This window comes from Ignavibacteriales bacterium (assembly GCA_026390595.1).
GTDB lineage: Bacteria > Bacteroidota > Ignavibacteria > UBA10030 > UBA10030 > UBA9647.
The window spans coordinates 44,752-58,070 of the sequence record JAPLFQ010000012.1 but is presented as its reverse complement, the minus strand read 5'-3'; the positions used below and the strand labels follow the sequence as shown (position 1 = coordinate 58,070).

Sequence of the window (13,319 nt, the reverse complement as noted above, 5' to 3'; positions counted from 1 at the left end):
GAAATAGCATTTCGACCCACATTTGGGACAGCCCTTTTCTATTGCGGTGATGAGATCTCTCAGAATTCCGGACCGAGGGAGAAATACCACATTGGCTCCGAGAATCCTGATCCGTTGTAGCTCCACGCGCAATCGATCCGGAGCGGGAATCCGAAAAAGAAGAACCGGGCACCGAAGCCGGTGCCGATGAGCAGGTCCTTGCGCTGAACTCCGTCCGGTGTCGATTGAAATGCGCGCCACGACTTCGTATTGCTCCAGGCCGATCCAACGTCCACAAAAGCGGCACCCAGCATGTTCTGGAAGCCGATCGGAAGCGCCCCAAAGATCAAATAGCGAACGAGCGGAAAGCGCAACTCAAGGTTTGCCACACCAAACCGGGTCCCGTTCAGCGCATTGTAATCGAACCCCCGCACGGGGAGAACCGGGGTCAAGAACGCGTAGTCCTCAACATTCACAATTGGTACCTGCCCCCCCTGATCGAACCGTCGGTTGATCCAACCTTCCGTCCCGCCAATGAAAAACGCCTGACGATCCTTGCCGTAGCTCGCACCCCCCGCAAGCCTGTACACAAAGAGAAGCTCTTTGCCAAGCTTGTTGTAGCTCCGGTAGTCGAATGTAAAGGTCTGAACATCCAACGCCTCGTCGCTGATTTTCGCACTTCCATAGACTGTCGCATGGAACCTGGACCCGTTGTTGGGAGCAAACCATCCGCCCTGCCAGATCGAATTGTCATTGACATAGCTCAACGACGGCATGATTAATGACCGTATCTGGGATGGTTCCGTAGGGTCGTCAAGGTTGTCCCGCGAGAGATTCAGCCAGTTGACGGAAAGATCGAGCCTGTTGAACCGATCGAGAGGATATGATGCAACCCCGCCCACCGCCCACGAGCGGAAACGATAGAGGAACACATTCCCATACTGATCATCAAGGTACAGGAACCGCGCCGTGTGGAAGCCCTGGAACCCATAGTCGATGCGGTTTGGCAGATAGAGATAGGTCAATCCGTAGTCGCTGTTCTTCAGGTCGAGCAGCAGGTTCGTCTGGAGGACAATCTGATGATCGCCGAGCATGTCACTGAAGGCGAAGACCGTTTGTCCTTCGATGCCGTAGAATGTACTGTAGCCGGCGGTTCCATAGACGAGATCGGGCGTGAAGTTGAGCTTGTACTTTCGCGGCACATAGTTGCCCTCCGCATCCCGGTTGTTGGCAATCTCAAGCCGCATTGCCGGCTTTGCAGACACAATCGTGTCGCGCATTGTCTCCGGCGAGAATACATAGTTTTTGAGGTCAACCTTCGAGTTTGCCTGATACTTCGTTGGTTCCTGTGTCGTGTCCTGCACGATGACGATGTTGTCACGGATCGCGACTGTGTCCTTCGGCGTGGCAGTGGCGAAAACCTCGTGAGGTTTTTCCGCGCGCGGAAGTTCAAGTTTCCGTTTGATGAATTCCGTTGGTTCCAGCTCCGCCACACTGAGCTTGCGTTCCAATGGCGAACGCATCAGGAACACATCGAACCCGGCCTGATGCAGCGACGAGAAGACAAGCTTAGAGCCGTCATGCGAAAGTGTCAACTGGTAGATGCCCGACAGCGAGTTTGTGATCGGCCGGTCGGTTCCCGTTTCAAGGTTCCTCTCGTACACATTGTTGATGCCGCTCCGGTCCGAGATATAGAGCAGCTTCTTTCCGTCCGGCGAAACAACCGGCGACGTCTCATGAGAATTCGGCAGGTCAGTGATGCGTCGGATCACGCGAGTCTGGACATCGACGGCGTAGATATCAAGCTGGCTATAGTCGATCTGCGACATCTTTAATCCCGGCACGATCTTCCCGGGCGAAGTAAAATCGCGTCTGTCCGATGTGAAATAGACCGTCTTGCCGTCGGGGGAAAAAGCCGGGTCGAGATCCGTGAACACGTCCCCCGTGAGGTTGGTCAGTTTCTTTGTCCCGAACTCATACACATAAATGTCAGAACGGGGTCCCTTCATTCCCTGGAAGGCCAGCATCGTGCCGTCACTGGACCAGTTCACAGAAAAGATCCCGTCGAGCCCGAGCTCGAGCTTCTCTTTGCTTCCGGAGTTCACATCGACGATCGCAATGGCATCCGATCCACCGGCCTTGACACCGAAGGCGATTTTCTTGCCGTCCGGTGACCACGCGATTCCCGGTGTCAACAGGTGGAGTTCTTCAAAATCACTTGTCCGTTGACCGCTCACGACTTTGTCAAGGATCTGGCCGTCGATTGCGGACATGAGGAAGACATCGAAAAAGTCATTGCGGTCGGAAATGAACGCAATCTTGTCCCCCTGCGGCGAAATCGCCGGACTCGTATTGTAAAAGCTGCCGTCTTTCGTGTGGTCGGTGAGCCGGCGGGCAAAATCAGCCGCTTCTTCCCGCTTGGCGATGTCGGGCCAGTAGATGACCTTCTGCTCCTTCTGCCACCGCTCAGAAAGCTCTTTGAGCGTCAATCCGATGGTGCTTTTGAGCCCCTGCTCGACGCTCCGGGTGCTCTTCATGCGGTTCATGATTTCGCTGATCTTCTGCTCACCGTACTTGTTCGCAATGTAGTACCAAACAGACTGGCCGCCCCGATATGCGAAATAGCCGTTCAGAAAATCAATGGGGGGAAGATAGTTCTGAATCGTCGCATCGCGGATGAACATATCGGAGTTTGTTTCCCATTTCATCGACGCATACTCCGCGAATCCTTCGTTCATCCAGAGCGGAAGCTGGAATGGCGAACGGCTCGAGATGATGGACTGTATCGATCCGCCGTAGAACATGTCGTTCAGGACCGCATGCACCAGCTCATGGTGAATCACGTGCCGGAACTGACTGTAGTTGCCTTCGAACGGGATAACGACCCGATTCTTGAAGAGCTCTGTGACTCCCCCGATCCCCTCCTCCAGGTACTCATCAATGACATTCGTCTGCTGAAACTCGTTATGAGAGTTGTAGACCACCATGGGAATACGGTTGTTGATGTCGTACCGAAGAATCTTCCGGATGGATTCGTACGCATCCTCAGCCGCGTCCGCGGTGAACTCGGCGAGCTCATACCCGTTCTGGGAGTAGTAGATGTCGAAGTGGCTCGTCTGGATGTATTCCCATTGGAAATCCTTGTACTGCACCTTGTTCTTGCCGTACACGGAATTTTGGCTCACCGCCAGGCTCGACGCAATCAGCATCAGGGCACCAACAACTGCGATCCTTTTCATACACACTCCCACTGTGATACTCCGGTCTTTCAGATTGAATGGATTGTAGAGAACATCACCCCGAGATACAATTCAGCCCCCTTCTCTTCAACAACAGCAGCGGCTCTATCGGTTCCACCGGATTACCTGCGGCGCCTGCGTTGAGGGGGCGCCTCATCCTGTTCAGATCCGAGGATAGCGAAGTCTATCTCCCGTTCCTCGGGATTGACCCGTAGCACCTTCACCTGCACTGCGTCGCCAAGGCGGTACCGTTTCCCCGTCCTGCTTCCGATGAGAGCGTACTTTTTCTCGTCGTATTCATAGTAGTCATCATTGAGATCCCTGACATGGACGAGCCCTTCGACAAGGAGATCGGTGATTTCGATGAAGATGCCAAAACGCATCACGCCCGAGATGACCCCATGAAACTCGTCGCCGACGTGCCGCTTCATGAACTCCACCTGCATCACTTTCACCCCCGCCCGTTCTGCCTCCATCGCCACCCGCTCCATCGCCGACGATTGCTTCGCAATGAACGGCAGACGTTTCGCAATCTCATTCCGACGCTCGACCGACGCAGACCTGGCATAGTCTTTCAGGAGCCTGTGAATGACGAGATCCGGATAGCGACGAATCGGAGACGTAAAATGTGAATAGTACTCAAACCCGAGTCCATAGTGACCGATGTTCTGCTCGGAATAGATGGCTTTCGCCATCGCGCGCAACGCGACCTTGTTGATCACGTTTTCCACCTCGGTACCCTGAACCTGGTCAAGCAGTTTCTGCAAATCCTTCGACGGAACGCCGACATCGACACGGAGCTTGTACCCGAACGGCTCGACGAACGCCGCAAGCTCACGGATCCGGTCAGGATCGGGTGAATCATGAATACGATAAAGAAACGGCTTCCGATGGTCTTCCTTCTTCGCAAGGCCAATATGCCGGGCCACGACCTGGTTGGCCAGAAGCATGAATTCCTCCACCAACCGGTGGCTGCGCAATCGGGCTTTCTTGTGAATCTCCGAAGGTTTTCCCTCCGCGTCAAAATAGAACTTCGCTTCCGCCGTTTCGAAATCTATGCTTCCCTCCTTAAGCCTCTTCTTCGTCAACATCGTGCTGAGCTTCTGCATTGCATGCACCGACGCGAGCGTCTTTTCGTCTACTCCGGCGCCGGATGTCTGGCCTGCCGGGACATCGAGGAGCTTCTCGACTTCTTCATACGAAAACCGCCGCTTGCTCCGAATGATCGATTCGACGATGTCATAGTCCTTCACCGTCCCCTTCGCCGTGACGGTCATGAGGACAGAATACGTAAGCCGGTCCTCGTCTGGCCGAAGACTGCAGAGCATGTTGGACAAACGTTCGGGAATCATGGGGACCACCATATTCGGAAAGTATACGCTCGTTCCCCGCTTGAGCGCTTCACGGTCCACCTCACCCCCTTCTTTCACATAGAACGACACATCGGCGATGTGAACGCCCAAACGGCAATCACCTCCCGGAAGCTCGGTTAACGACACCGCGTCATCGAAATCCTTGGCGTCCTCCGGATCGATGGTGAAACACAATTCGCCTCGAAGATCGAGCCGCTCCATGATCTCCGAATCCGGAATCGCTGCCGGCAGGGACTCCGCCTCTCGCATGACCTCGGGCGGAAAATGAAGCGGGAGCTTGAACTCGCGGATAACTGACTTCAGCTCGGCGGATACCTCCCCCGCCTTTCCGAGGACCTCGACGACGCGTCCCTCGGGATTTAAATGACCGACTCCCCACTCCTCGATCTTGACGACGACCTTGTCGCCGGGTACCGCCTTGTTGAGAAACTCCTTGTCGACAAAAACATCGCGCGCGATCTTGCGGTCATCGGGTATGACGATGAAGAAGTTTTTGCTGCGCTCCAGTGTACCGACAAGTTCGGTTCTTCCGCGTTGAACGATCTTGATGACTTCACCTTCGCGCGGCTGTCCCTTCTCCAAGCGCTTGGACGACTGAGCGAACAGAGAAACCTCCACCGTGTCTCCGTGGACGGCCATACCCCTGTCTCGGGGAGCGATGGAAACGACATCGCCGCTCCCTTCCGCGAGCACAGTACCGAATCCCTGTTTCGTCATCTTGAAAATCCCCGCGACACTCTGGGGGATTTCAAAATGACCGAACCTTCCCCCTTTGATTCGCTTCACTTTGTTCGCATTCACCAGCACGCGAAGCGCCTCTTTGAATATCTGGTAGTCCTGCTGCGACTTGAAGCTGAGACGACGGGCAAGTTCTTTCGATTTGAAAGCCTCGTTTGGATACCGCGCCAGAAAGGCCAGGATTTTGTTCTCAACGGTTTCGATGATATGAGCCTCGGTTGATATGAGATTAGACGCTTGGGTACGTCAAATAGTTTGACAATCAGAAAATAATTCTGTACAGGAGCCGGACACCTTTTGATTCTCTGCGCTGGTCAACGGTTTCGATGCCCTGCACGGTCCGTTCGGCTTCCAGCACAAGATTACGCCATTTTTCGGAGCCCACGATGGCGCTCATGGGAAGCTGCATGCTGATATTCGTGTTGTTCAGATCGCTCAGGACCCGCCCCCCCAACCGGAACACGGCATCACCCAGTTCTCCTGTCAACCGCACATCGGCTGATTCCTGGAGCGTGCCACCCCCATAGTAGAGAACATCTACAGACCGGACAATACCGAATTCCTTGCGCAGAAGGTCGGTCAATGGACCAGAGAGAATTGATGAGGCGACTCCGCCCAACACTGATGATCCGGCGAGGGATAGTTTGTCCTGTTGCGTAAGTTCATCACGGAACGATCCGGTGACGAGGAACGCGATTGCATCTCCTTCCTTATCGGGCCTTTCCTTCATCAGGTTGCCAAGCTGATCATATTCAGCAAGCCCCATTTTCACTTTGGGTTGGTCCCTTGTGCCGGTGATGAAGACTTTGACGACGACTTTGGAGGATCCACTGGGACCCCTCGTACCAACTCCTTCATACGTTGCCACCACATCAAGCTCAGGGTTGACGGGATCGCCTGTGAAATTGACTCGCCCCGTCGCGTCCAGTTTCTTGAAGTTGTTATAGTACGACCTATTCCCCAGCTCGAGCTCTCCAGTCAAATGCATTTGATCGCCATCCCGGGTAAAAACGGTTCTCCCCTTCAGCTCGGCCAGCAATTGCTCGTTTGTGAAATTGCTGAAGACGAACCTGAGCTGCGTAACACCCTGGGTTTCGATCGCCAGGTTGTAGACGATATTATCAAGAAACGACTTCTGAGAGGGAGCCGGTTCCTCCTGGACGGCGGCCAGCGCTTTGGCTGAGCGAAGAGTCGCAGTTTTTACGGCGGGTCCCGATTGGCCCTCCTTCATCTGGGTCGAGGCAGAATCCTTTTTCAGGTCGTCAATCACCTTGACTTCGATGCTCCTGTTGGGGAGATCCTGCGTTTGCACCGCCGGAGGCAATGTGAGGTTTGCGTACTTGGTGAAAACCTCGCCGCTGACAAAGGAACGGGATGGGCTTCCTTTCCAGGTGATGCCAAGGGGGCCAGTGCCGGGAACGAGATCTCCATAGAGTCCCTGGTTTGACCGCCTCGCGCTCTCCTTCATCACAAGCAACTGCCCGTTTGCCACGAGGTCAAAATCCTTGATCTTGAGCCCCTCGAGCGAAAAACTCCCTGAAAGATTCAGCTTCCCATCCGGCCGATCTTCAGGAATGTTTCGAACGGTCGCATTCTCGAACGCGATTTGCCTTCCGTTCGGAACAAGTCTACCATCCACGAGATATTGGATTCCAAGCGGATCGAAGAGAAATCGTGCATTCTGAATAACCATGGATCCTGCATACGCAGGAGATTCAACCGTTCCGCGCAATTTCACATCACAGACCAGATGGCCGCTGAGATTGCTTAGCTCGGGTATGAACGGATCAAGAAATTCGAGCCGGAAGTCTTTGGATTGAACATCAAGGTTCATCTCCCCTTCGAGCTTTCCATTGGATTCTCCCGTGAGAGAGAGATCATAAGGGACGGTGCCGTTCACGAGCAATTCGGGCGTCGATGTCATGCTGTCTGGCTGACTTTGGAGCTGAGCGAAAATTGTCAGAAGACGATCAGCGTATGAAGAGCGGATCTGCACCGTACCAAATGGCCGCTGTTGATAGTGAACGCCTGTCGCATTCATGTCGAGGGAGAACCTCGGCTTCTCAAGACTTCCATCGAACGTGGCATTTGCATTCACAATGCCACTCATCGGCGGCAGTGATTCAATGGAGGCAGTCCGTCGAACCACTTTCGGTATGTTGTTGACTAAAACGTTGTGGACCGAAGCGGCGAGATTCGACGTTCCCCCGGAATTGAATAGCCCTGCAACGCTCACTTCCTCGTCTTCATGGTGCAGAAGGAAATTCGAGATCTGAAGCCCGTCTTTTCCCACTTTGAAAATGACTGGCCCCGAGTTTATAAAGTCATGAGAAGTGAACTGCGCCTGGAGTCGGTCTAAAGTGAACGCGAAGAGTCGATCGACGTAGTGAGCCGACCCACGCCCCCGCACTGTCACCACGGAATCAAGCATCGCCTCAACTGCAAAATGGCTCGAATCTGCGAGCATATTCAGGTCAATTGCGAGGTTCGCGGTTTGAAGGCCCTGAACATCGAATCGTTTCGCCTTCGCCCCCAACGACAATTTCATCGAATGAAGCAGATCCCTCGTCGAAAGTCCATCGGCGCTGAATGAGACCGTCCCCATCTCCATCCCGAGGTTCAATTTCTCATCGCCGTAACGAAATACCTCAACCTTCGCCTTCGCACTGAGTTGTATTCCCTGTGCTTCCTCGCGAACGCGGCCGTTGATTCCGAGGCTTCCTTCTAGTTCTCTTCCGAGTGCTATACCAATGGGGTAACAGTCCTTGAGATTCACTGAAAATGAATAATCCACGGTATCGCGAATGGACGAGACCATCGTGTGGAAATCCTTCACCGCCTGTTGATCGCCCGCAGCATTGCGCAACGCGTCGAGGGAGTTGATACGGTATGCTATCGCTTCGCCAATCAGCGTGCCACCTCGTACAAGAGCGGTCGCCACTGTGGCCGGGGTGAACCGCCCATTCACGTCGAGATCAAAGATATCCGAGGTGACGGAAAGGGTCTGCGGACTCGCATCAAGCGTGTTGATCCGGATGGCTGCAGGTCCTCCGGCAAATTGTACGGTATCAATCGACGAACGGAACACATTTAACGCGCCGCGCCCCGAGATTGCCCGCAACGACTTTAAGTCCCCTTGTGCCTGCACGTCAAACGATATGTCGCTCGTATGGTCGTCGTTCTTCGTAATGTCGGCCAGGTTCAGTGAGTTGATGCGACCGGAGATGTCATATCCCACCAGATCCTTCGGCTTCATCTGGAGCGTCCCGCCGAGATCAATTCTGGCTGAACCAAGATGGAGAGATACACGTGGACGCACCGTACGATCAACGACGTCGACAACGACGATCGAACGGGTCAGTGGGAGTCCGTAGAAATCCGATGAATCAATTTCCGCACGTACAACTCCCGTCATCTCGGAGAGACGGACACCTCTTCCCTGGAATGTGATTGTTGATCTGATTCTGCTCACGAGCGAGCTGTCGCCTGCCAGCCGGGCAAGATTGAAATCGGAAGTTCTCAGAACACCGTCATACGAGATCAGAGGCTCACGGAGATCAAGGGTCCCATCGACATCAATGTTCCCCACCCGCGAGCTGCTTGCGACGCGGACATTGAAAGCGAGGGGCTTGCCTTTGAACCGAAGGTCATATTCCACCGGCCCGAAGGCAGAGAGATCGGGCAGGCGAAGCGTGGGCATCAAGCGATGGATATCGTCGGGGTCGATCCTGTTCCTGACACAGGCGAGGTCAAGCTCGAGATCCTGAGGATGATGAGAGTTGGTCAGCGTGCCTGCGATCCTTACCGATGTAGCACCGGTGTGCAAGGTCACATTGCGCACATCCATCGATCCAAATCGCCCTTCAATGTCGACCTGACCTGCAACTTCCTGTTCGAGGAATGCGACCGGTCTTCCGACAAATTGCTTCAATTCTCCGAAATCGAGTCGTCCGATGCTGAGATGCGCAGAGAGTGGTGCCAACTCAAGCTGCGCGAGGTCCTTGACGCCTGTGATGTCGACGCTGTCCAGTCGCGCATCCAGTTTGACGTGTGATCTTCCAGTCAGGAGGCTGAGCTTCTGGACCGCGACAGTCGCCGGGGCAAGAAGAAAATCACCCGTGAGCTCCCTGATCTGAAACCGGGGTTGAAGCAGATTGCAGGCAAACGATCGAAGGGCGAGTTGAATCCGGCGTGAGTGAATATGCAAACCCGCATCAAGATGAAGGGAATCGAGGTCGAGATTCGCGTAGTCAATTCTCCCCGGCCAGATCTGCAGCGAGCTATCGGCTTCCCGGGCGGCCAGATCGAGCGAATCGAAAAGGTGCACTTTGCCCTGCAGAATCTGTATTTGCTTGAGATTGATTGTCCAGGATGAAGAGGTGCTGTCCTTCGAAGAAGACCGAAAAAGGGGCTCGACATTCCACATGCCCTGTTTGGAGCGCTTCAGATCGATAACAGGGCTCGTCAGGGTAATACGTGAAACAGAGACGTTCTTGGCAAGCAGGCTCAACGGATCGTACTTCGCGTCGACCCTTTTCACAGTGAGGAGTGAGTCCCCATCACGACTGAGAACGACATTCTCTGCGTGGAACCCCGTGAAAAGGTTGCCTTCAATTTCTCCCAGTGTGAGGTCGGCGTGGATCCCGGAAGCGACCGTCTCGATCAGACGGGTACGCAAGTAGGAACGGAACACCTTCGTCTGCGTGAAACCGAGAACCGCCACGACGACGAATAGTACGATGACAGCGAGAGCATATGTTGTTCGGAAGAATTTTCGCACGGAATTCCGGCTTGTTCATGTTGATGCGTATCGCTCTCGAGCACCCCGGGAATTGAAACGACTCATTTCGGCTGCGGGTGCACAGTCTGAGCAATCTTCTGAATGATCTTGCTGGTGGAACGATTGGGGAGGAATTCGATGGTGTGGACTGCTCCGCCTGCGGCCTCTACAACGTCCTTTCCGACAATATCATTCACGGACCAATCGGCCCCCTTCACGAGGATATCGGGGACGAGCGCGCTGATCAACTCATAGGGCGTGTCTTCATCAAACAGACAGACATAGTCAACGACGGCAAGGGCCGCAATGACCACTGCCCTGTCCGCCTCTTCGACGACAGGCCGCGAAGGGCCTTTCAAGCGCTGAACAGAACTGTCCGTGTTGAGCCCAACAATGAGTATGTCCCCCTGACCTTTGGCCCTGGTAAGGTAGTCGACATGACCCCGATGAAGGATGTCGAAACACCCGTTCGTAAATACGACGCGTTTGCCCTCCGCCTTGATCTGCCGGCGGACTTGAACGAGTTCATTGCGAGAAAGAATTTTGCCCATTGGCGTGGTCTGGTTTGAAATCAGGAACTTGTTACACTGGTACGCAACACTGATGGGTCGATGGGCACAATGCCCACTTCTCCGCATACGATCCCCCCTGCAATGTTGGCGAGCATCGACGCTTCTCGAATTGACCCTCCGGCAGCGAGCACCATGGTCAGGGTCGATATCACCGTATCGCCGGCGCCCGAGACATCAGAGACCTTCCGGGCCGCGGTAGGCACGTGCGTCATCCGGCCATCCCCTTCGACCAGCGTCATTCCCCGTTCGCCAAGCGTGAGGAGCACGTTCTGCGCGTTGAGCCGCTCGACCAGCGTTCGTCCAGCTTGCTCGACGCTTGCCTGATCGTTCAGCCGGACACCAAGCGCTTCTTCAGTTTCTTTGCGGTTCGGTTTGAACACCGTGACGTGTTTGAATTCGAAGAAGTTATGAAACTTCGGGTCAACCGTAATAATGATCCGATTCTGGACGGCGAAGTCGATCACTTCTCTGATGAAGTTCTTGACAACGACCCCCTTGTTGTAGTCTTCGATGATGATCGCATCGAGCGATCCCGCATTGCGACGGAGCACATCAATCAGTCGGCTCTGGACGCTTTCGTCAATATCGTTCTTGACCTCCCTGTCCACCCGAACGACGTGCTGATGGTGGGCGATCACTCTAGTTTTTACCGTCGTCGGACGGGCCAGATCAACGAGAATGCCCTCGGTTCGAAATCCGCTTTCCGCCACAATAGAGGTCAGCGCCTTACCTGAATCGTCGCCGCCAACCACACCTACCATGAACGGTATCCCGCCAAGGGAGGCTATATTGTTCGCGACATTCGCTGCTCCACCCAGCCGGGTCGATTCAGATTCTACCTCGACCACCGGAACGGGGGCCTCCGGAGACATCCTGGTGACAGATCCCCAGAAATAGCGGTCGAGCATCAAGTCCCCGATCACCGCAACGCGCTTTCCCGCGAGATTTTCAAAAAGGGTTTGTAAACGGGAGTTTGTAAAGGTTACCAAAATCGTACCTCTATTTATGCTGGATTTTCAGCCAATATACCCAGAAAACGAAGGACAAGCAAGGTAAGCTGGACGGCCGACAGAACAGTCTGAATAGCGGACTAGCCGCGGCGATCCCTCATTGTAGTTAGATATTGACGAGAATTAACTCAAGAGCGGGGTGTGCCAGCAGGGGTGTTTCATGGCCGATCTCTGGAACCGCATCTCATCATCTATCCGCCGCGGGAGGAGCGCTCGGTTTGCGGTCAGTCAATCGGAGCATGCTGTCTCCGCTTTCTCTGATGATCCGGATTGTCGATCGGTCGCCTATGAAAACTGAATTCCGCCCCTGTGGTTCATGCGGCGGATCGCACATGAATGGATCACCTATTCTCCAGATCCCATCCGGATGTTTCGCCGCGGCCTCTCCTCCCCATCCCCAGAAGTTGCATCCTGCGATGGGGGAGCCGGCCTGCGCGGAGTCGCGGACTGCGTCTAGGATTACCCGGAAATAACGGTCGCGCGCCGTCACGGGAGTGCCTTGCAGTATTTCTCCTCCATCCCGATCAAGGCCGAACTCCTCCATGACGATGGGTTTGTCAAGCTGCCGGGCGAGCGCGAGATGAGCGGCGATGTAATCGAGCGCTTTCGATTCTGTGACGGGAAGCGTTTCGCCGATGCGCTTCGGGTCGAACCATCCCCAATTCAACGGCCACAGGTGGAAGGTAAGATAGTCGATGTGTGGTGTCTTGTGTGACCTGAGGAAAAATGCCGATGATTGGAGCGTCCCAATCGTTCCTTCACATCCGGATGAGACAAGGTGGATGGTGTCCAGTGAGTGAATGAAGAGAGCGGTCTGATCGATCCAGTGATAGAAATCGGGAAGATTTTTCTCCGACGTGATCCCAACTCTCCCGGGGCGAGGTTCATTGGCAAGCTGCCAGGCCATGATCGTCGGGTCCTCGGAGTATTTTCTTTCGTTGCAGGAATTTGTCCTCGTGATAATGCGCTGAGCATATTCACGGAACAGTTTCTGGGCCGGCGCGTTCGCGTAGAAGGATGCGGAGAAATCCATGAAAGCCCCCCATCCTTGCGTTGTGTCATCAGGGTCGACCGGCTTGGCTCCGGTCCAGACGTTATACTGCGTCATTCCTCCGGACCATTCCCAGTAGTTGTTGAGATAGAGTACCGCGTGCATCCTGCGTTTTGCCATCTCGGCGAGAAGAAAGTCGAGACCCTGCAAGAGATGTTCATCGACTTCACCCGGCTTGCGTTGAATGACAGGTCTCACGGAGCGCTTGATATACCCTTCTTCCGACGCTGCAAGAATCCTTACATTGACGACGTGGTTTGCCCGCAATGAGTCAAGCTCGCGCAGGAGGCGCGGCCGATCACCCGTCTCCCCCGGTGAGCCGATATAGCATCCGTACCACATGTTGGCACCGGTGAAGTAGTATGGTTTCCCATTGAGCATGAGGTGCGTCCCCTTCACCCGCACAAAATCCTCCCGCTGACGCAGGAACGGCAGGAAGGAGCAGGAATCCAACAGGAGCGAAACGAAACAACAGAGGAGGAGGATTCTGAAGAACATAGGTATCCCTGGTTGTATTGACTTTCTATGGAGACACAACATGTACGATGTATGTCTTCACGTTGTTAGCTCTTCCAGG

The 13,319-nt window shown here is 54.4% G+C and carries 6 protein-coding genes; all 6 read right to left on the bottom strand.

What is annotated here, in order from left to right:
- Nucleotides 1-59 precede the first annotated feature (59 nt).
- The 6 genes from NTU47_05280 to NTU47_05255 all read right to left on the bottom strand — a co-directional run bounded on the left by NTU47_05280 (nucleotide 60) and on the right by NTU47_05255 (nucleotide 13,240).
- A complete protein-coding gene (locus NTU47_05280; GenBank protein ID MCX6133211.1) occupies nucleotides 60-3,218 on the bottom strand; it encodes a biopolymer transporter Tol in 3,159 nt (1,052 codons plus the stop codon).
- A 122-nt stretch (nucleotides 3,219-3,340) separates the two neighbouring features.
- Entirely contained in the window at nucleotides 3,341-5,500 is a 2,160-nt protein-coding gene (rnr, locus tag NTU47_05275; protein ID MCX6133210.1) for a ribonuclease R, read from the bottom strand.
- A 91-nt stretch (nucleotides 5,501-5,591) separates the two neighbouring features.
- A complete protein-coding gene (locus NTU47_05270; GenBank protein ID MCX6133209.1) occupies nucleotides 5,592-10,109 on the bottom strand; it encodes an AsmA family protein in 4,518 nt (1,505 codons plus the stop codon).
- 62 nt (nucleotides 10,110-10,171) lie between these two features.
- On the bottom strand, nucleotides 10,172-10,660 hold the full coding sequence (gene rfaE2, locus NTU47_05265; GenBank protein ID MCX6133208.1) for a D-glycero-beta-D-manno-heptose 1-phosphate adenylyltransferase: 489 nt from the start codon (nucleotides 10,658-10,660) through the stop codon (nucleotides 10,172-10,174).
- Nucleotides 10,661-10,680: 20 nt separating this feature from the next.
- On the bottom strand, nucleotides 10,681-11,670 hold the full coding sequence (gene rfaE1, locus NTU47_05260; protein MCX6133207.1) for a D-glycero-beta-D-manno-heptose-7-phosphate kinase: 990 nt from the start codon (nucleotides 11,668-11,670) through the stop codon (nucleotides 10,681-10,683).
- A 208-nt stretch (nucleotides 11,671-11,878) separates the two neighbouring features.
- Nucleotides 11,879-13,240: a mannanase gene (locus NTU47_05255; GenBank protein ID MCX6133206.1), complete on the bottom strand. Its 1,362-nt coding sequence runs from the start codon at nucleotides 13,238-13,240 to the stop codon at nucleotides 11,879-11,881.
- Between the last annotated feature and the right edge of the window lie 79 nt (nucleotides 13,241-13,319).